Genomic DNA, 22,838 nt, shown 5'->3' with positions numbered 1-22,838 from the left:
GTGCTCGCCCTCACGCGCGTCTTCCCTTCCTGTCCCCCGTCGGCCCCCGCTGTCCCTCCCGCCCCATCTTCCGCCCGGACGGACGATCCGGCACTCGGCTAGCGTGGGGGACGATTCGGAACAGCGAGCCGAGGGCGACGCGGCCCGCGGGCATGGAGGAAGCACAGTGCACGGTGAGTACAAGATCCCAGGCGGCAAGCTCGTCGTGGTGGATCTGGACGTCGAGGGCGGCGAGCTGCGGCGCACCCGTGTGGCCGGCGACTTCTTCCTCGAACCGGACGAGGCCCTCGACGCGATCAACGCCGCGCTGGACGGCGCGCCCGCCGACACCGACGCCGCCGGCCTCGCCGCCCGCATCGAGGCGGCGCTCCCCGAGGGCACGGTGATGTACGGCCTGACGGCGGAAGGCGTGGGGATCGCCGTGCGGCGTGCCCTGGCCCATGCCACGGACTGGACCGACTACGACTGGCAGCTCGTCCACGAGGGGCCCCAGCCGCCCGCCCTGCACATGGCCCTGGACGAGGTGCTGACGCAGGAGGTCGCGGCGGGCCGCCGGCCGCCGACGCTGCGGGTGTGGGAGTGGGGCGCCCCTTCGGTGATCATCGGCAGCTTCCAGTCGCTGGCCAACGAGGTCGACCAGGAGGGCGCGGTGCGGCACGGCATCGATGTCGTGCGCCGCATCTCCGGTGGCGGCGCGATGTTCGTGGAGCCGGGCAACACCATCACGTACTCCCTCTCCGTGCCCGACGCCCTCGTGCAGGGGCTCTCCTTCCAGGACAGCTACGCCTACCTCGACGACTGGGTCCTCGGCGCGCTCGCCGACATGGGCATCAAGGCGTGGTACCAGCCGCTCAACGACATCGCGACGGACGCGGGGAAGATCGCGGGCGCCGCACAGAAGCGCGTGGTGGGGCCCGGCGGCGGCCCGGGCGCGGTCCTGCACCACGTGACGATGTCCTACGACATCGACGCCGACAAGATGCTCGAAGTGCTCCGCATCGGCAAGGAGAAGCTCTCCGACAAGGGCACCAAGAGCGCCAAGAAGCGGGTGGACCCGCTGCGCCGCCAGACCGGTCTGCCGCGCGAGACCGTCATCGACCGCATGATCGACTTCTTCCGCGCCCGCTACGGCCTCGCGGAGGGCAAGGTCACCGACGAGGAACTGGCCCGCGCCGAGGAACTCGTCCGCACCAAGTTCGGCACCGCCGAGTGGACGGCGCGGGTGCCCTGAGCCGTACGGCGGTCAGCCCGCCGGGGTCGCCGACGACGGCCCCGCGGTGGGCCGGCCGCCGTCCGCCCCGGTCTCGCCCCCGTCGTCCTCGGGACTGCGCTGCCAGGCGGTCGTGCCGAGCATGCCGGTCTCGCCGATGTCGAGGCCGCCGTCCGGCTCGATGGTCTCGCGCGGCGCGCCCTTGGCGGGGCCGATCTCGACGTACACGCCGCTGCCCCGCAGGGTGGACGCGTCCACGGCGGAGTACCGCCAGACCAGTGAGGTGTAGGCGGACTGCCCCGGCTTGAGCCTGATGCGGCTCGGCCCCGGGTCGTCCATGGCGGTGATCGGTTCCGTCCCCTTGAGCACCGTCACGTCGAAGAGCTGCCGGTCCAGGCCGCGGACGCGGATGTCGGGGTAGCCGTTGAGCTCCAGGACGTCCTTGCCGCAGTTGATCGCCCTGACCGACATCGCGCGCAGCCCCATCGTGGCGGACACCATGCCCGGGGCCATGCTCACGCCGGACTTCGGGCAGGGCGGCTCGGTCGGGGTCGAGGGGCCGCCGGTGGGCCCGAGCGAGGGGTCGGACGGCCCGCCCGTACCGCTGGGCTCGGGTTGCGCCGCCCCGGACGTCGGTTCACGGTCCGGGTTCACCTCACGGTCCAGCTCCGCGCCGAGCCCGCATCCGGACACGAGAAGGGCGGTCGCCGCGAGCGCGACGGCGTACCTGAGCGGCTGTCCCGGTATGACGGTCACGTACGGATCATGTCATGGCCACGAAGGGCAGCCCCCTTGGAACCGCAAGACCGCCCGCGGTGGAAAGAGGCGCGAAAGGAGGGGCCGGGTGCGGGGCGGTGGCACGCCGAAGTAACATACATACATGCATGTAGGTGTTGAGCGAGTCACCCAGGCGGACCGGCGTGCCCGTACCCGTGGCGCCCTCCTGGCATCAGCCGCGCGGGGCCTGTCCCGCTACGGCTACGGCAACCTCGTACTCGAACGGGTGGCGCGGGATGCGGGGTACACGCGCGGCGCCCTCTACCACCAGTTCAAGGACAAGCAGGAGCTGACCCTCGCCGTGATCCAGTGGATCGGCGAGACCTGGACGCAGGAGGTCGAGCCCCTCCTTGAGCGCGAGCGGCAGCCGGTCGCGGCGCTGCTCGCCCTGGCGCGCGGCCACGCCGTGTACTGCCGGCGCAACGGCGCGCGGGTGGCGACCGCGCTCCGGCTGGAGTTCAGCGGGCAGGACCACCCCGTGGGCCAGGAGATCGAACGGTCCTACGAACTCCTCGTCACCCGCTGCGAGAACCTCATCGGCGCCGCGCGGGAGGCGGGCGCGATCCCGCCGGGCCCGCCGACGCGCACCCTCGCCCTGGCCTTCGTCGGCGCACTCGACGGCACGGTGATCGCCCTGGCCGGTCAGGAGCCTCACGACGAGCTGCTCGCCGTCCGCGCCGTCGCGGGCGTCCTCGGGCTCGACCCCCGTACGTCCACACTCACCGAACAGACGGAGGCAGACGCATGAAGCTCCCCGACACCGCGCACACGTCGCGGCCCTGGCGCATCCACGAGATCACCCCCGACTTCCGCCTCTACGACGTGTGGGCGCTGCCGACTCCGGGCGGGCCCGGCGACTTTCCGCTGCTGGTGCGGGACACCGTCGAGGGCGACACGTCGGACAACCCGTCCGCCGTCGCCCGCGCCCTCTTCGCGATCCGCTGGAAGCTCGGGAAGCTGTTCGGCTGGGACCGCCCGGACGCCGGTGTCGGCTCGCGGGTGGCGACGCTGCGCGAACGGCTGCCCGCCGATCTGCGCGAGGGCCCGGCCGGGCCGGAGTTCGAGAAGCTGCCCTTCTCGTCCGTCTATCTGACGGACGACGAATGGGCCTCGGAGATGAGCAACCGCACCGTCCACGGCGTGATGCACCTGAGCTGGGTGCCCGACGGCGAGGGCGGCTACCGGGGGCAGATGGCGGTCCTGGTGAAGCCCAACGGCCTGTGGGGCAAGGCCTACATGGCCGCGATCGCCCCGTTCCGGCACCTGGTCGTGTACCCGCCGCTGATGCGCGGGATCGGCGAGGCGTGGCGGGCGCACAGCCGCTAGCCTCGCCCTATGGAAGCGGACCCGCCCGAAGCCTGGGCACCGACCGGGTGGGAGGTCGCCCGCCCGGTCGGCGGGGTGCCGTTCGCCGGAGTGGAGATGGCGGGCTTCCGCGACCGGGACGCGCTCGGGCTCGACGCGCGGGTGCTCCCCCACCCGGCCGTGACCGTGGTGCTGGAGCTGGGCGAGGAGGCGCTGAGCGTCGAAGAGGCGGACGCCAGGCGGGAGTTGTGCAGCATCGGCGCCGGCCTGACGCTCGGGCGGACGCGCATCAAAGGGCGCGGCATCGACTGCGTCGAGATCCGCCTCTCCCCCGTCACGGCCTACGCCACGCTGGACGTCTCACCACCCGACCGCGAGGGCGGAGCCGTCATCGACCTGGCACACCTGTGGGGCCGTCAGGAGGCCCTGCTGCGCGAACAGTTGTGGGCGGCGTCCGGCTGGGCGGCCCGCTTCGCCTTGCTGGAGGAGTTCCTCGCCGAGCGGCTCGGGGCGGGCGCGGCGATGGACCCCGAGGTGGTGGCCGCCTGGCGGCACATCGTCGCCCGGCAGGGGCAGGTGCGCGTCGGCGACCTCGCGGCGTCCTGCGGCTGGAGCCGCAAGCGGCTGTGGTCCCGGTTCGCCGCGCAGATCGGGATGACGCCCAAGCGTGCCGCGATGCTCGTCCGCTTCGACCGGGCCGTACGCGGTCTGTCGACGGGCCGGGACACGGCCGAGGTGGCGTCGGCGTGCGGCTACGCCGACCAGCCCCACCTGCACCGCGACGTACGGCACTTCGCGGCCTGCACGCCGGCCGAGCTGAGCCTCTCGGCGGGGGAACATTCGTCCAAGACGTGACGGCGCCCGGCCGGTGAGATGGGGACAGCCGCGCCCCCGCCCGAACGGAGACGGCCATGCCCTCACGCGCACCCCGCCCCGGAGCGGACCCCTCGGCACAGCCGGTGCCGACCGGCACACCTCGCGTCATGCGGGGCACCCGGTCCCGCCGAGCCGAGAACGACTCCCCCGACGCGCCCGCCCTGGTCCTGATCCACGGGCTCACCGGCTCCCCCGACTGGTGGGGGCCCGTGGTGCCGGTTCTGGCGCGGACCCACCGCGTCATCCGTCTCGACCTCGCGGGGCACGGCGGTCCGGCGCGCTCGCCCGGGAGCGACGACGGCCTGCCGGTCCACGTCCGCCGGGTCGCCGCCGCGCTGGACGGCCTCGGCGTGCGCGATGCCGTCGTGGCCGGGCACGCCACGGGTGGCCTGGTGGGCACGGCCCTGGCCGAGCAACGCCCGGACCTCGTCGCCGCGTTGGCGCTGTTCGACACCGGGGAAGGCCCTGACGCGGGGCTCCCGCCGCGGTGGCCCGGGCGTCTCGTCGCCGTGCCCGGGCTCGGCCGCTGGGTGGGGCGCATGCTGGGCGACGACCCGGCCGGCCGGGGCCCGGAGACTGCCGCCCGGCGCGAGACCGACGTTCCCGACCGGATCGTCATGAGGGTGCGCGGCATGACGTACCTCGCGCTCACCGCGGCTTCACGGGACGCCTTCAACTGCCTCGGGCAACGCGAACTCCCCGAGCGACTGAGCCGGTTGGACCTGCCTGTGCTGGCCGTCCTGGGCGGCGCGGACCACCTCCGGCGGCGCCGGACGGCCGACCGCTACCGGGCCGTTCCCGGCCTGCGGCTGGAACTCCTCCACAGCTCCGGTGAGACCCCCACGCCGCAGGCACCCCCGCGCGCCGCGGACCTGCTGCTCGCGTTCGTCGCCGGCCTCGGGGCCGACGTCAGGAGAACTCCGGGATGACCGACGAGCCGTACGCGTCGATGACGTCCTCCCGGGCGTCGTGCATCGCGTACACGGCGAACTGGTCGACGCCCAACTCGCGCAGCTCCCGCAGCCGTTCGAGGTGCGACTCGACCGGGCCGAGGAGGCAGAAGCGGTCGACGATCTCATCGGGCACGAACGCCGCGTCGGGGTTCCCGGCCCGCCCGTGGTGGCTGTAGTCGTATCCCTGCCGGGCCTTGATGTACGAGGTGAGGGCCTGCGGCACCGCCGACGACTCCGCGCCGTACCGGGCGACGAGGTCGGCGACGTGGTTGCCGACCATGCCGCCGAACCACCGGCACTGCTCGCGGGCGTGCGCGAGGTCGTCGCCGACGTACGCGGGCGCGGCGACGCAGATCTTCACGTCGGACGCCCTGCGCCCGGCGGCGGTCGCCGCGTCCCGCACGGCCTTCACCATGTACGCGGTCAGGTACGGGTCGGCGAGTTGCAGGATGAACCCGTCCGCCTTCCGCCCGGCGAGCGCGAGCGCCTTCGGGCCGTACGCCGCCATCCACACCGGCAGCTTCCCGTCCCGCACCCACGGCAGCCGCAGCCGCTGCCCGTCGACGTCCGCCTCGCGCCCCTCGGCGAGGTCACGGATGACGTCGATGGCCTCGCCGAGCCGGGCCAGCGTGTTCGGCTCGCGGCCCGCGACGCGCATCGCGGAGTCGCCGCGGCCGATGCCGCAGATGGTGCGGTTGCCGTACATGTCGTTGAGGGTGGCGAAGGTGGAGGCGGTGACCTCCCAGGTCCTGGTGCCCGGGTTGGTGACCATGGGGCCCACCGTCAGCCGTGTGGTGTGTTCGAGGATGCGGCTGTAGATGACGAACGGCTCCTGCCACAGGACGGCGGAGTCGAAGGTCCAGCCGTGGCGGAAGCCGCTCCGCTCCGCCCGCCGCATGAGTCCGACGACCGCCGACGCGGGCGGATCGGTCTGCAGCACAAGTCCGAAATCCACAGCCGGACCTCCTGGTCCACGTGCCGGATGAGGCCTCGGAGGTGATCCGAGAAGGGACAATCCTGAACGTCCGCCCGGCCCATGGCAAGAGCACCTCGCCGTGCGTCAGCCCCCGTTCGTGACGCGGCCGTCCGGGGTCAGCGCGGCGAGGTGGTCGTCGACCAGCCGGATCTGGCGGGACGCCGGGAACGCCGGGGCGTCGAGCAGCGCCTGGACCACCAGGCCGAGCACGAAGGCCTGGGCGCCGGCGGCGAGGCGCTCCGGGTCGCCGGGGGCGATCTCGCCGAGCCGCTGCGCCTCCGCGATCAGCTCGCGCAGCCTGTCGCGGCTCCGCGCGTATCTGCGGGCGTGGTCGGCGCGCAGACCGGGGTCGGCGAGCGCGGTGTCCCAGGAGGAGACCCAGACGCGGTTGCCGCCGGTGGCCTCGTCCGTCAGCGGCAGGATGTCCAGAAGCGCGGCCCGCACGGCGGCCAGGCCCTGCCCCGCGGCGCGTCTGGGGCGGGCCTCGGTGCGCCGCTCCAGGAGGTCGAGGGCGTGGGCGACCAGGTCGCGCTTGGTGCGGAAGTAGTGCGTCAGGAGACCGGTGCTCGCGCCGAGTTCGGCGGCCACGGCACGCATGGTCAGGCCGCCGAAGCCGTGCGCGGCCAGCACCCGCCAGACGGCCTCGGAGACGTCACGGCGACGGGCCTCGTGATCTCCCTTGGGACGTGGCATGCTGCCACCGTACATAACCGTAACGCTTGTTGTGTGAATGGGGTCCTCATGTTCTCCCTCCCGCTGCGGGACGGCGCCGACCTGCGCCCCCTCGAGACGTGGCACACCGAGGAGTTCGCCGCCCACCTCGACCGGGCGCGTGAGCACATCCGGCCCTGGGTGGGCGCCGCGTTCGTCACCGACGATCTCGACGGCGCCCGTGCCACCCTGCGCCGGTACGCACAGCGGCAGGCCGCCGACGGCGCGCGCCTGTACGGCATATGGCTCGACGGCACCCTGGTCGGCGGCGTCATGTTCGTGGCCTTCGACGCCGCGGCGGGCACCTGCGAGGTCGGCTGCTGGCTGGAACCGGCCGCCGAGGGCCGCGGCCTGATCACCGCGGCGTGCCGCACGGTGCTGGACTGGGCGTTCACCACCCGGGGCATGCACCGCGCCGAGTGGCACTGCCGCGCCGACAACGCCCGCAGCGCGGCGGTGGCCGAGCGGCTCGGCATGACCCTCGAAGGGGTCCGGCGCGAGGCCTGGCCCTACGACGGCACCCGCCACGACACGCAGGACTGGGCGGTCCTTGCCGGGGAATGGCGCGGCGGGGCCTGAGACCGCCGGGCACGCGCCCTCAGTCCCGGTACGGGCACGTGGAGCGCGGCGCGGACGAGGAACTCCGCGTGCACCGCGGGCAGTGCCGCCACCTCCCGCCCGAGGAATACGAGGCTCGACACCACGGTCCAAGGCAATCAGAGAGTGAACTGGTGGATCACCAGCCTCTCGCCACAAGATCGACCATGGCGAGTACCCCGACGGCAACGATCGCGGCGCGCAGGACCGCCGGCGAAAGCGAACGCCCGTACCGGGAACCCAGAACTCCCCCGAGAGTCGACCCGGCCGCGATGATCAGGACAACGCGCCACTCAACGGTGGTGACGCCGACAAAGACGATCGCCGCCACCAGATTCACTGTCAGCGCCAACGCGTTCTTCAGCGCGTTCAGCCGCTGCAGGTGTTCGGCCGTCAACGCACCAAGGAGTCCGATGAGGACAACCCCCTGCGCGGCACCGAAGTAACCCCCGTAGATACCGGTGCCGAACACACCGAGCCAGAGCCATACACCGCCGCGCCGGAGCCCGGTATCGGGCCGCCGGGAGAGAAACGGCTGCACAAGCACCAGCACGCAGGCCGCTCCGATCAGTACCGGCACGATTGCCCTGAACCAGGAAGCCGGCAGACAGAGCAGCAGGCTGCTGCCGATCACCGCGCCACAGCCGGCGGCCGACGCGAGCCACCAGAGGCGTTGCCCCTGCCCGGCGAGCTCCCGCCGGTAGCCGTACACGGCGCCGGCCATGCCCGGCACGAGTCCGACATTGTTGGAGACGGTTGCCAGGATCGGCGGATACCCCATGGCGACCAGGGCGGGGAACGTGATCAGCGAACCCGAACCAACCACCGCGTTGACCGCGCCCGCGACAGCGGCGGCAACTGTCAGCAGTCCGGCGTCCCATCCGTCCACGCCTACCCCGTCTCTCTCACGTACCCCGCCTCTCTCACGTACCCCGCCCCTGTCACGGCTGCCGCAGATCCGGTTCCGCGCCGAGGCGACTGCGGCTGAACAGGAGTGCGGGCTCCTCCGACAGCGGGCCAAACGCCTGTACGGCGCCGACGAGGATCGTGTGGTCGCCGGCCGTATGGACGGATTCGACCGCGCAGTCGAAGTAGACGATCCCGTCGAGGAGCACGGGCGAACCGGTGCGGCGTGCGGGTGCGTGCGCCACGCCGGAGAACGCGGCGCCGCCCCGGGCCCGGGACGGGTCCGCGAACGACCGTGCCGTCTGCTCTTGGCGGGAGCTCAACACGGTCACCGCGAACCCGTCGCCGGCCAGGAGCTGACCCGTCGTCTGGGAGCCGGTCCCGAGCACCGCCAGCACCAGCAGCGGGTCGAGCGACACGGTGGTGAACGAGTTCACCGTCATGCCGTGCGGCTCCCCGTCCCGTACGCAGGTCAACACCGTCACGCCGGTGGGGAACCGGCCGGCCGACCGCCGGAACTCACTGGACGGGTGTTCCGGCAGCCGTACGCGCTCCGCGCTCTCGGTGCGGGTCATCGGCCGTCTTCCGACGTGGCCGCCCGCAACGAGTCGAGGAGTTCGAAACCTGCCACGACCTTGTCTCGGGCCACCCCGAAGTCGATGAGACAGGCGATCTCGTCGACGTCGGCCTTGCGGACCCGCTCGACGACGTCGACGGCCTTGTCGACGGTGCCGAGCAGACCGCCTTCGTCGTAGTACCGCTCGAAGGACCGCTCGACCATGGCGTCGAAATGCCGCGGGCTGAGCGATTCCGGGTCGACCCGCCGGCCCTTCGGGCCCGAACCCATGGTCAGCCCGGCGAAGCTGCGCAGGTAAGTGGTCAGGGGCACCCGCACGGTCTCCTTGGCGACGGCCTCGTCCTCGTGCAGGTACGCGTGGAGCATCAGCACGACGTGCCCGCGGCCCCCGGCCGAGCCGGACTGTGCCGCGTACTCCTCGCGGTAGAGGGCGACCTTGTCGGACAGTTGGTCCAGGTCCTGCCCGACGAGATGGGTCAGCATGCCCGCCCCCGCGCGCCCCGCCGCCCGGAAGGTGTCGGGTCCGCCCGCACTCGTGATCCAGACCGGGAGTTCCGCCTGCACGGGACGCGGGTAGGACCGCACAAGCTGCGTTTCACCCGCGCCGTCGACCACGGACGTCGAGCCTCCGCGCCACAGTTCGCGCACGTCCTCAACGATCGTGCCGAGCTTGTCCTTGCGGTCCGTGAAGTTCTCCGGGCGTAGCGCGAAGTCCTGCGGGTGCCATCCGGAAGCGAACGACACGCCGACCCGGCCGCCGGAGAGGTTGTCGACCACCGCCCACTCCTCGGCGATGCGCACCGGGTGGTGCAGCGGCGCCACCACACTGCCGGCGCGAATGCCGACGCGCTCGGTGACGGCCGCGACGGCCGCGCCCAGCACTGATGGGTTCGGGTAGATGCCGCCGAATTCATGGAAGTGCCGTTCCGGCGTCCACACGGCGGTGAAGCCGTGGGTATCGGCGAACTTCGCCCCCTCGAGCAGCAGGCCGTACCGGTCTGTCGAACCGGTATCCGCTCCCTGCTCGTTGGCGAAGTAGAACAGACTGAAGTCCATCGTCTTGCCCTCCTTCGTCAGATGTCGAGGGTCACGTCGTACGCCGTCAGCCAGCGGTTGAGCCAGAGCGCCATCTCCAGACCGCCGCGGCTGTACGGGAGGCTCGTCGCACTGAGCGACCTGTCCAGGACCTTGTCGACTCTCGCCCGGTCCAGAAGCGGGTGCACCGGGGCGTTCGGGTCGGCGAGCACCTCGGCCATCTCGACCCGCAGCGCGGCCTCGTAGCCCGGGTCCTGGGTCGCCGGATAGGGGGTCTTCTTCCGTTCCAGGATGGAAGCCGGCAGGAGGTCGCGGGCCGCCGCGCGCAGCAGGCTCTTCTCCTGGCCGTCGAAGGTCTTCATCTCCCACGGCGTGTTGAAGACGTACTCGACCAGGCGGTGGTCGCAGAACGGGACGCGCACCTCCAGGCCGACCGCCATGCTCATGCGGTCCTTGCGGTCGAGGAGGGTCTGCACGAACCGTGTCAGGTTGAGGTACGACACCTTGCGCATCCGCCGGTCGACGTCGCTCTCGCCGGGCAGCACGGGCACCTCGGCCAAGGCGTCGGCGTACCGTTCGGCCCGGTAACCGGCTATGTCGAGCTTCTCCCGCAGGCCGCCGTCGAGCAGCGACGTGCCGCCGAAGTACCGGGCCGATCCGGAGGTGAGCCACGGGAACGTGGTCGCGTCGACCGCCTCGGGCCGGTGGAACCAGAGGTAGCCGCCGAACAGTTCGTCGGCGGACTCACCCGAGAGTGCCACCGTCGAGTGCTGCCGGACCGCACGGAACAGGAGGTAGAGCGACGGCCACATGTCGCCCCAGAACGCCGGCGGCACGTCAGTGGCCCGGAGCACGGCCGCCCTGACCGCCGGGTCCGACAGCTCGGCGCTGTCCAGCAGGATCTCCCGGTGGTTGGTGCCGACGTGCGCGGACAGGTCCCGCACGAACGGCGCGTCGGGAGCGCCCCGGACCGCATCGGGTTCGAAGCTGTCGTTCGAGCCCTTGAAGTCCACCGAGAACGAGTTCACGTCGCCGCGGCCCTCTCGCTCCAGGACCTGGGCGGCGAGCGCCGTGATCGTCGAGGAATCGAGCCCGCCGGAGAGCAGGGTGCACACGGGCACATCCGAGATCAGCTGCCGTCCGACGATGTCCTCCAGCAGCTCCCGGACATGCCCGATGGTCTGCTCGCGGGTATCGGTGTGTTCGGCCGCTTCGAGCGTCCAGTAGCGGGACTTCTTCATGCCCGAGGAGTCGAAGCGGATGATCTCGCCCGGGATGACCTCGTGCATGCCGCTGAACACGGCCACGCCGGGCGTCTTCACCATGTCCAGCGCCTCGCACAGGCCGGTCCGGTCCACGGTCCGGCGCGCCTGCGGGTTCGCCAGGATCGCCTTCGGTTCGGAACCGAACAGGACGCCGCCCGGGGTGGGGTAGTAGTAGAGCGGCTTCACGCCCATCCGGTCCCGGACGAGGATGAGCTCCTCGCTCCGGGCGTCCCAGACGCCGATGGCGTACATGCCGTTCAGGCGGCGGGCGAAGTCCGTTCCCCACTGGAGGTAGGCCCGCAGGACGACCTCGGTGTCGCTGTTCGTCCGGAACGCGTGGCCGTACGAGACGAGCTCCTCGCGGAGCTCTCGGTAGTTGTAGACCTCACCGCAGAAGGTCAGGGCCGCGAGCGTGCGATCGCCGTCGTGATCGGCGACCATCGGCTGCTTGCCGCCTTCGAGGTCGATGATCGACAGCCGCCGGTGCCCCAACGCGACCGGACCGGAGATCCACATCCCCTCCTCGTCCGGGCCGCGGCACTCCATGGTCCGGGTCATCTGCCGCACGAGCTCGTGATCGCTCTCGAGTCCGCGGTTACGGTCGAGCCAACCGGTGATTCCACACACGTCGTGTGTTCTCCGTTCTGCGGGTCGTCGCTATGCGAGGCGGGCGTTGACGACCGCGAGGAGCTCGCGCGGCGTTTTCGCGTCGGAGGTGACGGTCTCGGGGAGCTCGATCTCGTACTGGCGCTCCAGCTTCGATATCGCGTTGAGCAGCGTCAGCGAGTCGAATCCGAGCGCGTCGAAGGTGGCGTCGAGCACGTCCGGGACGGGGTCGACGGGGTCCTCGAAGTCGTTGCACTCATTGAGCAGTTCGATCAGTGCGTCGAGGGTGAGCTTCTCCATCGGGAGAGTCCTTTCGTGGATTGATCCGGTTGGTTCGGTCGGCTCAGTTGGTTCAGAGAGTCGGGTCGGGACGGAGTACCGCCTCGACCGATGCGACGAGACTCTCCAGGAAGGCCGGGGCGAAGGGCCCGTAGGTGCGTCGGCCGTCGGCCGAGCGGGGCGACATCAGGTGTCCGAGCCGCGGATGGACCGTCAGCTGTGAGCGCAGGCCCCGCGTGAGCGCCGCGTGGTGCAGGAGGTGGGCCTGCCGGGGCGGCGTCGTCCAGTCCTCGGCGCCCACGTGGATCATCATCCGGCCGGTGATCCCGGCCAGTCGGCGGTACGGGGCGGGCTGCAGGTACCAGTCGCGCCAGAACGAGGCGGGTGCCGACTCATCGCCGTGCGCCAGCGCCTGCTGCTCCCAGTCGTCGTACTCGCGGGCGAGCTCGGCGCGCAGCACTTCGAGGTCGGCACTCCGGCCGAACCGGTCGACCAGGTCGAACTCCTCCCACCAGCCGCTGCGTCCGGTGTCGTCGGCCTGCGCCGCGGCAAGATCGACGGTGCCGTCCGCGCCGGCGAACCCGGCCGCGGTCAGCCATTCCAGCCGCCGGTCCAGACCCATCCAGCGCTGGAACACGGGGCGGGCCTGCGCGCTCGGCGCGACGAGCACCAGGCGGCTGTCGCCGCCCAGTCGCTCGGCCGCGGCCAACGCCACCTCGACGCCCATGGAGACGCCGAGCAGCAGAACGCGGCTGTCGTCCACGTCGGGGTGGGCCCGGACCTGTTCGGCCGCCCGGACCGCGTCGTCGACGAGGCCGGTGAACGTGAACCGAGGCGAACCCGCGCCTGCACGGCGGTCCTCGGTCAGGAACCGGGTGTCGAACGTGGCGGCGCCGGTTCCGGCCCGGACCAGGGCGGCGCCCAGATCGCCGAACAGCCGGACCGGGCCGTTCCCGGAGGCCTCGGCGGGCAGGAAGGCGTCCCGGTCCCAGGCGCCGAAGGGGTGCAGCAGCACGACCGCCGGGACGGTCCGGCCGGGCAGCGGCTCGTCCGGGAGCCGCAGGATCGCGGTGCGGTCGTCGTCCAGCGCCAGTTCCTCGGTGCGGCCGAGGTCGATGTCGTCGGTCATGTCCGGTCCCGCCTCAGACCCGTACGAGGCTGCAGAACCACTGCATGCCTCCGGAGAGGCCGGCGAGCGCCACGAGGTCGCCGGGGGCCAGATCGCCCCGCTCCTGGTAGATGCTCAGGCAGAGCAGCTGGTCGGCGCAGCCGACGTGGCTCAGCTCGGCGGAGAGCGCCGCGTTCGTCCGCTCCAGCGGGACGCCCGTGGTCTTTGCGACGCCGGCCAGCGAGTGCTGGTTGTCGTTCAGATAGATCAGGCGCGAGATCTCCGAGGTCGGCACGCCGGCGCGCTCGCAGGCGCGTTCGACGACGGCGGCCACCTGGTGGTCGACGTCCTTGACGAACTGGGCCAGCTGCTCGGGTTCGCGGCGGAAGTACTGGTGGACCAAGGCCAGTTGGTCCACTTCGAGGTTGGCTCCCGTCGGGGCCGCGCTGCCGCCGTACTCGACCCGGAAGAAGTCCACATACCGCGGGTCGACGATCTGATCGGTCGCCAACCACCGCAGCCGGTCGTGCCCGCGCTGGACCACCGCGGCGGCCGCGCCGTCGCTGCCGAGGCAGGTGTTGTTGCGCATCCGATTGATGTGCGCCTCGCTGACCCGGTGCACCGCGACCAGCAGGACGCGCTGGATGTCGTCCCGGACCGCCATGAGCCCGGCGATCTGCTGGAGTGCGGTGACCGCGGAGGCGCAGCCCTGGGTGGCGAGCAGGGTCGGTGTCGAGCCCAGTTGGAGCTCGCGGGCGACAGCGGCGGATGCGTCCCAGTTGAGGTACTCCGGCACGCCGCTGTCGGCGACGACCAGGTAGTCGATGTCCGACGCCGAGAGGCCGACGGCGTCGAGCGCCCGACGGGCGGCGTCGGCCGCCATGCGGGTCTGACCGACGCCCGGGGCGGCCCGGTGGTAGGTGCGGTAGCCCCAGCGGATCACCCGTTCGGGGTCGTCCACGTAGGAGCCGGCTGTCTCGGCGACGTCGCGGGGCTCGCCCAGGACGTGGGCGAGGGAGGCGATTCCGAGTGTCACGGGCGGATTCATGCCGTAACCTCCTTGACTTTGCGGGTCTGACGGGACGCCAGCACGAGGAGAACCGCCGTCTGGGTCCCGGCGTTGATGATCATGGCGATCCACGCTCCCACCAGCCCCAACGGCGTAAGGGCGAGAAGGGGAGCCAGACAGAGTTGCAGGGCCGCACCGACCGTGGTGGAGGCGGCGAGCATCTTGCCGTGGCCGCCCCCCAGGAAGATGCCGCTGAGGGTGACGTTGCAGAGCAGCAGCGTGATGTAGACCGCGAGCCACGGGATCTGGTCGTAGGCCGCCGCGCGGATCGCGGCCTCGCTGGTGACCGCGTCGACCGCGAGACCGCCGAGAGTCAGCACCGCCAGGCCGCCGACGAGGGACCAGGCGATACCGAGCCGCACCGACGACGTGCGGCTGTGAGCGAGCAGTTCGTCATCGGCCGCGCCCGTGGCCTGGGCGGCGATGATGGTCGCGGCCTGTCGCAGCGCGTACGCGGCCATGGTGAGGAACAGGAGCGTCCGCGTAACGGTTCCGTACGCGGCGACCTGATCCGTTCCGAACCGGGCGACCACTCCGACGATCAGCATGCCGGCGGCCATCCGTACCAGGAAGTCCACGCCCAGCGGGAGGCCGGTCTTGAGGATCTCGCGGACCGGGTCCGGCCCGGTGGAGGCCGGCGCGTCCGGAGCGGCCTGCATCTGGCGGCGCAGCGCGGACGTGCGGTAGAGCCACAGGGTCACCGTCAGGGTGATGGCCCTCGACGCCACCAGCGCCACGGCCGCACCGGTGACGCCGAGCCGCGGGGCACCCAGCCACCCGTAGATGAGGATCGGGTCGACGACGACGAGGATCAGGTTCGACAGGATGGCCATGCGCATCGGCGTACGCGTGTCGCCGTTGGCCTTGAACGTGCTGTCCACGAGGTGCTGGCCATAGAACACCGCGATGCCCGGCACCGCGACGGCGAGATAGTCGACCGAGAGCTGGACCGCGGCTGTTTCGCCCGAGCCCAGGATCAGCCTGGCCAGCGGCTCGCGCAGCACGAAGAGCACCACGCAGATCACCGCGGTGACGAGGGTGGTGAGGCGGAGCGCGGCGCGCAGAACCGATCGCAGACGCCCGTACTCGTTCGCGCCGACGGCGCCGGACAGCACGATCGTCGTGCCGCCGCTGACCGCCAGGATGACGCTGGTGAGCACGTTCTCCAGAGTGCTGGCCATGGTCACGGTGGCCAGCGCGGAGGCACCGAGCTTGGCGATCCAGACGACCGAGATGATGCCGGCGATGACGCCCGACATGAGTTCGATGTACACGGGCCAGGCGACGGGCAGCAGGCGTGCCGGGTCCAACCGCGCCATCACCGGCCGGCGCTTCGCCGGCGGTGCGGACTGGTCAGGTGGAGCTGTCACCGCGACGCACCTTCCTTCGCTGAGCGGAACCGCTGAGGGGTGAAAGCCGCCGGGACCCCGTCGGCGCCGGTGACCATCAACGTGGTCATCAGCTCGGCCGCTACCGGTGCGAGCAGGACACCGTGCCGGTAGTGCCCGGTGCTGACGTAGACGCCGGGGCGATCCGGGACGCGGCCCATGATCGGCAGGTGGTCAGGGGTGTCGGGCCGCAGGCCGACTCGGGTCTCGATCACCTCGTGGCCGGCGAGTGCCGGCACGAGCGTGATCGCCTTGCGCAGCAGCGAGTCGGTGGCTCGCGCCGAGGGCCGTGCGTCGAAGCCCGTGTGGTCCACGGTGGCGGCGACGATCGTCCGGCTCCCGTCGCGGCCGGCCAGGAAGACGGGCTCGCCGCCCACGACGCCTCGGATACCGTGCCGGAGGCCGGGGCCGCCGGACGGATCGCGCAGCAGCACCACTTGGCCCTGGACCGGCGTGCCCGGCCAGTCGTGCAGCGAGGGCGACCAGGCCCCTGCGGCGACGAGCACCGAGCCCGCCGTGACCTCGTCGAGCGACGTGACCCGGCGTGTGATGTAACGGACGCCGAGCGCCTCTCCGGCGACTCGCAACGCCTGCCGGACCCGCTGCGCGTCGACGTGGTGGTCCTCGGTGGCGAAACCGCCGCCGACGCTCTCGGCCGAGAGCATCGGCTCCCGAGCCCGCAGTTCGGCGGCGTCCAGACGCGTGCACGGGACGTCGTAGCCGTCGCGGAAGCCGTACATCGCGGCCAGTCGTGAGCGATCCTCGTCGGCGTGGGCGACAAGGAGCAGGCCGCCCGCGTTGTATCCGAGGTCGATCCCGCTCGCCTCGGCGAGCTCCGCGGCGAACGCGGGCCAGCCGACACGCGCGTCGTGGGCGAACTTCAGCAGGGCCGGATCGGGGAAGTCCGCCTCGCTGACCGGCGCCAGCATGCCGGGAGCGACCGCGGAGGCCGTGCCGGGCAGCTCGTCGTGGTAGACGTGCACGTCGAGCCCGCGCTGGGCACAGCGCCACGCCACCGCGAGGCCGACGACTCCGCCGCCGATCACGGCGACGTCCGGACGCGGCGTCATCATGCCTGCCCCGCCAGTTCCGGCTCACGCAGCGTCAGGCCTCGGCCCACGCCGGCGAGGACGCCGCGCAACGCGCCGGTGAGGTCGAACCAGCGCTCGCGATCGAGCGCCTGATCGGCGTCGCACAGAGCGGAGGCCGGGTCGTTGTGGATGTCGATCAGCAGCCCGTCGGCGCCGACGGCCGCGGCCGCCAGCGCGAGCGGCTTGACCAGGTGGCGATGGCCGGTGCCGTGGCTGGGGTCGACGATGACGGGCAGGTGGCTGTTGTGCTTGACCACCGCCACCGCGCTGAGATCCAGGGTGAACCGGGTCGCCGGCTCGTAGCTGCGGATGCCGCGCTCGCACAGTACGACATCGGGGTTTCCGGCGGCGAGCACGTACTCGGCGGCCTGCAGCCACTCGCCCACGGTGCACCCGAAGCCGCGCTTGAGCACGACGGGCCGCCCTGCCTGGCCCACCGCCTTGAGCAGACTGAAGTTCTGTGCGTTGCGGGTGCCGACCTGGAGCACGTCGGCATGCTCGGCGACCAGCTGGACCGTCGCCGGGTCGACGACCTCGGTCACGATGGGCAGGCCGGTCTCCGTCCCGACCTTGGCCATGATCCGCAGCCCCTCATCGCCCAGCCCTTGGAAGCTGTAAGGCGAGCTGCGTGGCTTGAAGGCGCCGCCGCGCAGAGCGACGGCGCCACCGGCCTTCGCCATCTCCGCCGAGGCGGACATCTGTTCGTGGGTCTCGACCGCGCAGGGCCCCGCGATCAGCGCGAAGTCGACGCCGCCGACCGTCGCCGTGCCGCCGAGGGCGACCACGGATCCGAGCGGATTGGCCTGGCGGTCGGTCAGCGGCGCATCCGAGTGGTCGGCCACCGTCCGCTCCACCAGGCCGGATTCGTTCAGCACCTCGGCCACCACGCTCTGGGCGCCCGGCACGTGCACGATCAGCTGATCGCCGATGCGGCACATGGTCGTGCCGTGCGGGGCCGGAACGCGGGCGTGGATCCGCTCGCGCACCGTCTCTGTATCGGCAGCCCTGCAGACAAGCAGCACTGAAGCTCCTCTCAGACGTCGGACGTCTGTTGTGTGTGCGGAAAAGGTCAGTGGAGGAAACGGCCGCCGTCGACGACCAACGTCTGTCCGGTGACGCCGGTGGCCGCCGCGATCGCGAACACCGCGTCAGCCACCTCGTCCGGTGTCACGACACGTCGCAACGCGGTGGTGGCCAGGAGGCCGGCGAGTACGTCCTCGGGGAGCGAGTCGGTCATCGCCGAGGCGACCGGACCGGGCGCGACGCAGTTGACCCGGATGCCCCACTCGCCGAGCTCGCGGGCGGCGGACCGGGTCAGGCCGACCACTGCCGCTTTGCCGGCCGCGTAGTGCGGGCCGAACGCGCCGCCGGTGAACGCCACCACGCTCGAAAGATTCACGACCGCACCGGTCGCCGCGGCCAACGGACCGAGCAGCTCCCGCGTCACCGCGAACGGCACATCGACGTTGAGCCGCATGCTGTCCCGGAATGCCGCGGTGCTCAGCTCGGCGTACGGCGTCGGCCGCGCCCCGCCGATGCAGTTGACCAGCAGGTCCACACCCTCCCAGGGCAGCGCCGAGACAAGCCCAAAGGGCCCGTCGTCGTGGGTCAGATCCACCTGGACCGGCACGACGGACGGATGAGAGATGGCCGGAGGGCGGGTGTGGAACTGGGCGAGGACCTCCGCCCCCGAAGCCACCGCGCGGCTCACGACTGCGGTACCGAGGTCTCCGGACGCTCCGGTGACCACTACACGTTTCATGCGACGAGTTCCTTGTCCGAGAGGAGCGCCTTGGGCTCCAGCAGAAAGCTGGTCAGGCTGCCGTCGTGCGGCAGTTCGGGGCCGCTCGTCCAGGGCGTAGCCCCGCCGATGACGACCCTTCGGATCCGCGGCTCCAGGAGGGCGGTCGACGGGAGGCCGGCATCGTCGCTGAAGACCGACAGCACGAGGGTGCGGCCGAACGGCGCCAAGCCGTCGGCGGCCGACCATGGCGCGACGACGACGAAGGGGAACGGCAGCTCGGTCCCGATGGCCGGATGCCGCGGGTCGGTGGAGCTGAGCACGACCGGCCGCCCGGCGGACGAGCCGTCCGGCAGGGGGACCGGGCCGTCCGAGGCCGAGTGACGCCGCAGGCCGGCCTGGTCCAGCGCGGCGACTGTACGACGTAGGTGCGCGGCCTGTTCCGTGGAGAACGTGGGCAGCAGGGCGTCGGGGTCGGCCGCCGGGAGCGTCGGCAGATCATCCAGGCGGGCTGCGAGGGCCTCAGCGACCTCCGCCGGATCCCCGCTGGTGCGGATCACCGAGGTGTTGGCGCACCGGACACCGCCGTCCCCGGCGACGGAGCGGGCCAACGCCTCGATGATGTCCGGCGTCAACTGCTGGTCCAGCAGGGCGGCGCTGCGGCCGGGCCCTCGCGTCAGTACGCGGGGGTGGTCCGCCCAACGGCTCACCGCAGTCGGTCCGCCGTAGACGATGCCCAGGTCGGTCGCGTCGAGGAGCTGCTCGCCCAGACGGTGATCGCCCGGCAGCACGCTCAGGCAGTGCGGCGGCAACCCGGCCGCCAGCAGGGCGGCCGCGAGGCGGAACGGTGTGAACGGGTCCCGTGTTCCCGGCCGCACGACCACGCCGTATCCGAGCGCCAGCGCACGGACCCAGGTCAGGTGCGGGTCGACGTGGTTGGATGGGGTGACGATCCCGAGGGTCCGTCCGCGGGGCACCCAGTGGACGCCTGCCGTCGGCGCCGGCAGCTGTCGTGCGTTGCTCTCCTCCAGCTGGGCAAGGCCGTTCCGTACGCTGCGCAGCCCGTCGCCGACCACCCGGTGGGGCAGGCCCGTCGCGGCCACCACACGGCGGCGGTACGTGTCGGCCGACTCGCCGGCCAGTTCGGCCTCGGCGAACAGCGTGCCGGCCCGGCTGAACACTTCCGGTGAGACCGCTGCGCCGCGCGCGCGGCGCAGCGCCAGGGTGAGCAGGAGCGTCGGAGACACTCCGACTTCCGCCACCGGTGCGCCGTCGACGCCGCGCAGTTCGACGGTCTCGTCGCAGACGAGCGTCTCGCCGCCGACCAGCGGCTGCAGTTGGGAGGTGGTCATCTAGTACACGCCCTCGATCACCTGTGTGCCGGCTGTCGGACGGAAGGGCTGCACGTCGGCGAGGTCGTCGCCGTACGCCGCTGGACCGGCCGGGATCCGGACCGCGGAGTCGCGCTCCAGCACGTTGGGCAGGAACAGGTCCTTCGTCAGCAGGTGAACGAGTACGCGGCCGCGCTCGCCGGGTGCCACTCGCTCCCCGGTGTCCGGGTCCACGACTTCGACGACCGAACGGGGCTGGAAGGTCCGGAACACACACGGGTGCGTGTCGCCGGGTTCGGGGGACCGCTGCGGCGCTATGCCCATGAGGCTGTTGCCGTAGATGCCGCGCACCTCGGCGTTGGGGAAGAACTCGGTCTGGAGCAGCCGCAGGGAGGTGCCGCTGATGCTGGTTCCACTCCAGATGATGCCGGTGACGCGATCGGCCAGCAGGTGGTACAGGCGCTCGCGGGCGCACAGCGCCTCCAGCACGGGCGGCGTGATGAACAGTACGCGGATGTCCTGCGACTCGGCGATGATCTCGACCTGGTCGAGGACGTGCTGGACGTATTCCTCGGCCAGCGGCCGTCGTTCGGTGCGGATCAGCAGCTTCACCCACCGTGGGTCGAAGTCCACCGTGAAGAACTTGGCCGAGCGCAGGTGCGCGAGCCGACGCACGGACCGGCCGACGATGTGCGGCCCCGTCGGCCCGACGTGCAGCCAGTGGCCTTCGCCGCCGAACGCGGGCAGCACGGTCTCGACCCAATCCACGCCCTCCTGCCGGGACGTGTGCTCGACGACACGCTTCGGCGCGCCGAGCGTTCCGCCCGACTCGTACACCTCGAACGGGCTGTCGGCCGAACCGGCCGGTACCAGGAGGTCGACCGGAACGGTGCGCAGTTCGTCGCTCACGTCGGGGAAATTCCGCAGATCGGCGAAGTCCGCCACGTCACGCAGGGGGTCGAACCCGAGGCTGTCCCGGCGCTTCAGCCAAAAGGGCGATCCGGTCTCCGGGCTGAAATGCCACTGCAGAATGCTCTGGAGGTACCGGCGCGCGGCGGTGTCGTCGTGGTCACTCACGCCGTCACCCGCTCAGCTGCCTTCAGCGCGTTCGCCACCATGTCAAGGCCCTTCTCGGTAAACAGGGATTCGGGATGGAACTGCACGCCCTCGATCGGCAGGTCGCGGTGGCGCAGTCCCATGACCTCTCCGGTCTCGGTCCAGGCTGTGACGACGAGTTCGTCGGGCAGGGATGCCGGGTCGACGGTCAACGAGTGGTAGCGCGTCACTTCCAACGGGCTCGGCAACCCGGTGAAGGCGCCCTCGCCCCGGTGGAACACCGGGCTGAGCTTGCCGTGCATCGGCACCGCCGCCCGGACCACCCGTGCGCCGAATGCCTCCGCGATGCACTGGTGCCCGAGACAGACGCCGAGGATCGGCACCTGCTGGCCGCGGATGAGCTCCAGCGAGATCCCCGCGTCCCGCGGTCCGCCCGGACCGGGTGAGACGAGGATCAGGCTCGGGTTCAGCGCGCCGATCTCCTCGACGGTCAGTTCGTTGTTCCGGACGACGCGGCACTCGTGGCCGAGCTGACCGGCGTACTGCGCGAGGTTGTAGACGAAGGAGTCGTAGTTGTCGATGACGACGATCACGCGGGCACCTCCGGCCCGAGACGGACGCCAGCGGCACGGGCGGCGGCCCGGAGCTTCGCCACGCACTCCTCCCGTTCGGCGAGCGGATCGGAGTCGTAGACGATCCCGCCGCCGGCTTGCAGATGCAGTTCGCCCTGGTGCATGACGAGCGAACGAATCGTCAGGTACAGGTCCGCGTGGCCGGCTCCGAACGAGCCGACCGCGCCCGAGTAGAGGCCTCGGCCGACCGGCTCCAGTTCGTCGATGATCTCGATCGCCCTCAGCTTCGGGGCCCCGGTCATGGTGCCGGCCGGGAAGCCGGCGCGCAGGAGATCGTCGGTGCGGCAGCCGGGACGGAACTGCCCACGGACATCCGACGTCAAGTGCATGACATGGGAGTAGCGCTCGATCTCCATCAGGCGCGGCACGTGGACGGAGTTGGGCACGCACACCCGCCCGAGGTCGTTGCGGGCCAGGTCGACGAGCATCCGGTGCTCGGCAAGTTCCTTCTCCGACGAGAGGAGGTCCTGCTCAGCCGCGCGGTCCGCGACGGGATCGGCACCTCGGGGGCGGGTCCCGGCGAGCGGCCGGATGAGAACGTCACTGCCGGCGAGGGTGACGCACGGTTCCGGTGACGCGCCGACCACCTCGAACTCGCCGCTGTGGTACCAGAAGTGGTAGGGCGAGCGGTTGAACTCCATCAGCTGCCGGTACACCCTCAGGCCGTCCACCTCGCCGGGCGCGGAGTACCGGAGCGACAGCACGACCTGGAAGATGTCGCCGGCCAGAATGTACTCCTTGGCCCGGCGCACGGCCTCCAGATACTCGTCCGGTCCGTGCCCGAAGGCGCCCACGCCGACACGGGCCGGCGAGGCCGCACGTTCCCGGGCCGCCCGGAGTATCCGCTCGGCGCGCTCGGCGGCGTCCCGGGCCTGCGACACCGTGGCGCCCCGGCCAACCACCGTGGAACCGGTCCGGTCGAAGCGGATCAGCACCTCGGGCAGGAATATGTCGTAGGTCGGCATGTTCGTCGGCCGCAGCGACAGTCGCTCGAAATCGGTGACCGCGTCGTACGCGATGCATCCGTACCAGCTGCGCTCGTCGGGCGCCGCATCGGCCGCGAATTCGAGACCGGTCAGGAAATCGATCGCCGAGGTGACCAGAGTGGGCGCCGAGCGATCGCGCGCCGGCCCCGTCCGTTGGGCGACGGCAAGCTCCCCGACCGCCAGCAGCACGGCCGGTTCGGGTTCGGCGGCCTCACGGCTGAGCATGATCCGGTCCGAGCCGCGCAGCGCGGCCGCCGCGACAACCGGGTCGACCTCGGGTCCGCGCAGCTCGTATCTGTACACGACGTCGCCGGCGCGCAAGCCGCTACGTACGGCCGCGAGAGACTCCACAGCGGTGGCCAT

24 protein-coding genes are annotated in these 22,838 nt (G+C 71.6%); 6 read left to right on the top strand and 18 right to left on the bottom strand.

The window, feature by feature from the left end; all coding sequences use genetic code 11:
• The first annotated feature begins 166 nt into the window (after nt 1-166).
• The gene (locus J2N69_RS31140; protein ID WP_230903681.1) at nt 167-1,231 is read left to right on the top strand and encodes a lipoate--protein ligase family protein; all 1,065 of its coding nucleotides are present in this window, start codon (nt 167-169) and stop codon (nt 1,229-1,231) included.
• Nucleotides 1,232-1,243: 12 nt separating this feature from the next.
• Here the strand turns inward: J2N69_RS31140 and J2N69_RS31135 are convergent, their stop codons facing one another.
• Nucleotides 1,244-1,966 (bottom strand): DUF4232 domain-containing protein, encoded by a 723-nt coding sequence (locus J2N69_RS31135; RefSeq protein ID WP_230903680.1) that lies wholly within the window; start codon nt 1,964-1,966, stop codon nt 1,244-1,246.
• A 124-nt stretch (nt 1,967-2,090) separates the two neighbouring features.
• Here J2N69_RS31135 and J2N69_RS31130 point away from each other — a divergent pair, with 124 nt between their 5' ends.
• From J2N69_RS31130 to J2N69_RS31115, 4 genes are read left to right on the top strand one after another with little or no spacing between them, the layout of a single operon-like run.
• Nucleotides 2,091-2,735, top strand: coding sequence for a TetR/AcrR family transcriptional regulator (locus tag J2N69_RS31130; protein WP_230903679.1), 645 nt, complete (start codon nt 2,091-2,093; stop codon nt 2,733-2,735).
• On the top strand, nt 2,732-3,313 hold the full coding sequence (locus J2N69_RS31125) for a DUF2867 domain-containing protein (protein ID WP_230903678.1): 582 nt from the start codon (nt 2,732-2,734) through the stop codon (nt 3,311-3,313). The genes J2N69_RS31130 and J2N69_RS31125 overlap by 4 nt, the downstream gene beginning before the upstream one ends.
• A 9-nt stretch (nt 3,314-3,322) precedes the next feature.
• Complete coding sequence (locus J2N69_RS31120; protein ID WP_230903677.1) at nt 3,323-4,147, top strand: helix-turn-helix domain-containing protein; 825 nt, start codon at nt 3,323-3,325, stop codon at nt 4,145-4,147.
• A gap of 56 nt (nt 4,148-4,203) precedes the next feature.
• The gene (locus J2N69_RS31115; protein WP_230903676.1) at nt 4,204-5,097 is read left to right on the top strand and encodes an alpha/beta fold hydrolase; all 894 of its coding nucleotides are present in this window, start codon (nt 4,204-4,206) and stop codon (nt 5,095-5,097) included.
• Here J2N69_RS31115 and J2N69_RS31110 read toward each other — a convergent pair.
• Together J2N69_RS31110 and J2N69_RS31105 are read right to left on the bottom strand one after the other, a co-directional pair.
• A complete protein-coding gene (locus J2N69_RS31110; RefSeq protein ID WP_230903675.1) occupies nt 5,078-6,076 on the bottom strand; it encodes a TIGR03842 family LLM class F420-dependent oxidoreductase in 999 nt (332 codons plus the stop codon). The two genes, J2N69_RS31115 and J2N69_RS31110, sit on opposite strands and share 20 nt — an antisense overlap.
• Before the next feature lie 105 nt (nt 6,077-6,181).
• Complete coding sequence (locus J2N69_RS31105; RefSeq protein WP_230903674.1) at nt 6,182-6,790, bottom strand: TetR/AcrR family transcriptional regulator; 609 nt, start codon at nt 6,788-6,790, stop codon at nt 6,182-6,184.
• A 48-nt stretch (nt 6,791-6,838) separates the two neighbouring features.
• Between J2N69_RS31105 and J2N69_RS31100 the strand changes: the two genes are divergently transcribed.
• On the top strand, nt 6,839-7,387 hold the full coding sequence (locus J2N69_RS31100) for a GNAT family N-acetyltransferase (protein WP_230904946.1): 549 nt from the start codon (nt 6,839-6,841) through the stop codon (nt 7,385-7,387).
• Nucleotides 7,388-7,544: 157 nt separating this feature from the next.
• Here the strand turns inward: J2N69_RS31100 and J2N69_RS31095 are convergent, their stop codons facing one another.
• From J2N69_RS31095 to J2N69_RS31025, 15 genes are all read right to left on the bottom strand, one after another.
• A complete protein-coding gene (locus J2N69_RS31095) occupies nt 7,545-8,294 on the bottom strand; it encodes a sulfite exporter TauE/SafE family protein (RefSeq protein ID WP_230903673.1) in 750 nt (249 codons plus the stop codon).
• A 52-nt stretch (nt 8,295-8,346) separates the two neighbouring features.
• Nucleotides 8,347-8,886: a flavin reductase family protein gene (locus J2N69_RS31090; RefSeq protein ID WP_230903672.1), complete on the bottom strand. Its 540-nt coding sequence runs from the start codon at nt 8,884-8,886 to the stop codon at nt 8,347-8,349.
• Nucleotides 8,883-9,944, bottom strand: coding sequence for a MupA/Atu3671 family FMN-dependent luciferase-like monooxygenase (locus J2N69_RS31085; protein WP_230903671.1), 1,062 nt, complete (start codon nt 9,942-9,944; stop codon nt 8,883-8,885). The genes J2N69_RS31090 and J2N69_RS31085 overlap by 4 nt, the downstream gene beginning before the upstream one ends.
• A 17-nt stretch (nt 9,945-9,961) precedes the next feature.
• Nucleotides 9,962-11,815 carry an asparagine synthase (glutamine-hydrolyzing) gene (asnB, locus tag J2N69_RS31080; protein WP_230903670.1) on the bottom strand — a complete coding sequence of 618 codons (1,854 nt, stop codon included), beginning with the start codon at nt 11,813-11,815 and terminating at the stop codon, nt 9,962-9,964.
• A gap of 30 nt (nt 11,816-11,845) precedes the next feature.
• Entirely contained in the window at nt 11,846-12,094 is a 249-nt protein-coding gene (locus tag J2N69_RS31075; RefSeq protein WP_230903669.1) for an acyl carrier protein, read from the bottom strand.
• 52 nt (nt 12,095-12,146) lie between these two features.
• The gene (locus tag J2N69_RS31070) at nt 12,147-13,202 is read right to left on the bottom strand and encodes an alpha/beta hydrolase family protein (protein ID WP_230903668.1); all 1,056 of its coding nucleotides are present in this window, start codon (nt 13,200-13,202) and stop codon (nt 12,147-12,149) included.
• A 13-nt stretch (nt 13,203-13,215) separates the two neighbouring features.
• Nucleotides 13,216-14,229, bottom strand: coding sequence for a 3-oxoacyl-ACP synthase III family protein (locus tag J2N69_RS31065; RefSeq protein WP_230903667.1), 1,014 nt, complete (start codon nt 14,227-14,229; stop codon nt 13,216-13,218).
• Nucleotides 14,226-15,620: an MATE family efflux transporter gene (locus tag J2N69_RS31060; protein WP_230903666.1), complete on the bottom strand. Its 1,395-nt coding sequence runs from the start codon at nt 15,618-15,620 to the stop codon at nt 14,226-14,228. Before J2N69_RS31060 ends, J2N69_RS31065 begins: the two co-directional genes overlap by 4 nt.
• Complete coding sequence (gene thiO / locus J2N69_RS31055; protein ID WP_230903665.1) at nt 15,617-16,711, bottom strand: glycine oxidase ThiO; 1,095 nt, start codon at nt 16,709-16,711, stop codon at nt 15,617-15,619. The genes J2N69_RS31060 and thiO overlap by 4 nt, the downstream gene beginning before the upstream one ends.
• A complete protein-coding gene (aroF, locus tag J2N69_RS31050) occupies nt 16,708-17,715 on the bottom strand; it encodes a 3-deoxy-7-phosphoheptulonate synthase (protein WP_230903664.1) in 1,008 nt (335 codons plus the stop codon). The genes thiO and aroF overlap by 4 nt, the downstream gene beginning before the upstream one ends.
• A gap of 83 nt (nt 17,716-17,798) precedes the next feature.
• Nucleotides 17,799-18,491 carry an SDR family NAD(P)-dependent oxidoreductase gene (locus J2N69_RS31045; RefSeq protein WP_230903663.1) on the bottom strand — a complete coding sequence of 231 codons (693 nt, stop codon included), beginning with the start codon at nt 18,489-18,491 and terminating at the stop codon, nt 17,799-17,801.
• Entirely contained in the window at nt 18,488-19,822 is a 1,335-nt protein-coding gene (locus J2N69_RS31040; RefSeq protein ID WP_230903662.1) for an aldehyde dehydrogenase family protein, read from the bottom strand. The genes J2N69_RS31045 and J2N69_RS31040 overlap by 4 nt, the downstream gene beginning before the upstream one ends.
• A complete protein-coding gene (locus J2N69_RS31035; RefSeq protein WP_230903661.1) occupies nt 19,823-20,878 on the bottom strand; it encodes a phenylacetate--CoA ligase family protein in 1,056 nt (351 codons plus the stop codon).
• The gene (locus tag J2N69_RS31030; RefSeq protein ID WP_230903660.1) at nt 20,875-21,450 is read right to left on the bottom strand and encodes an anthranilate synthase component II; all 576 of its coding nucleotides are present in this window, start codon (nt 21,448-21,450) and stop codon (nt 20,875-20,877) included. Before J2N69_RS31030 ends, J2N69_RS31035 begins: the two co-directional genes overlap by 4 nt.
• The gene (locus tag J2N69_RS31025; protein WP_230903659.1) at nt 21,447-22,838 is read right to left on the bottom strand and encodes an anthranilate synthase component I family protein; all 1,392 of its coding nucleotides are present in this window, start codon (nt 22,836-22,838) and stop codon (nt 21,447-21,449) included. Before J2N69_RS31025 ends, J2N69_RS31030 begins: the two co-directional genes overlap by 4 nt.

Source organism: Streptomyces huasconensis (genome assembly GCF_021028635.1).
Lineage (GTDB): Bacteria > Actinomycetota > Actinomycetes > Streptomycetales > Streptomycetaceae > Streptomyces > Streptomyces huasconensis.
Note: the sequence above shows the minus strand (reverse complement) of the source record. Positions and strands in the feature narration are given on the sequence as shown.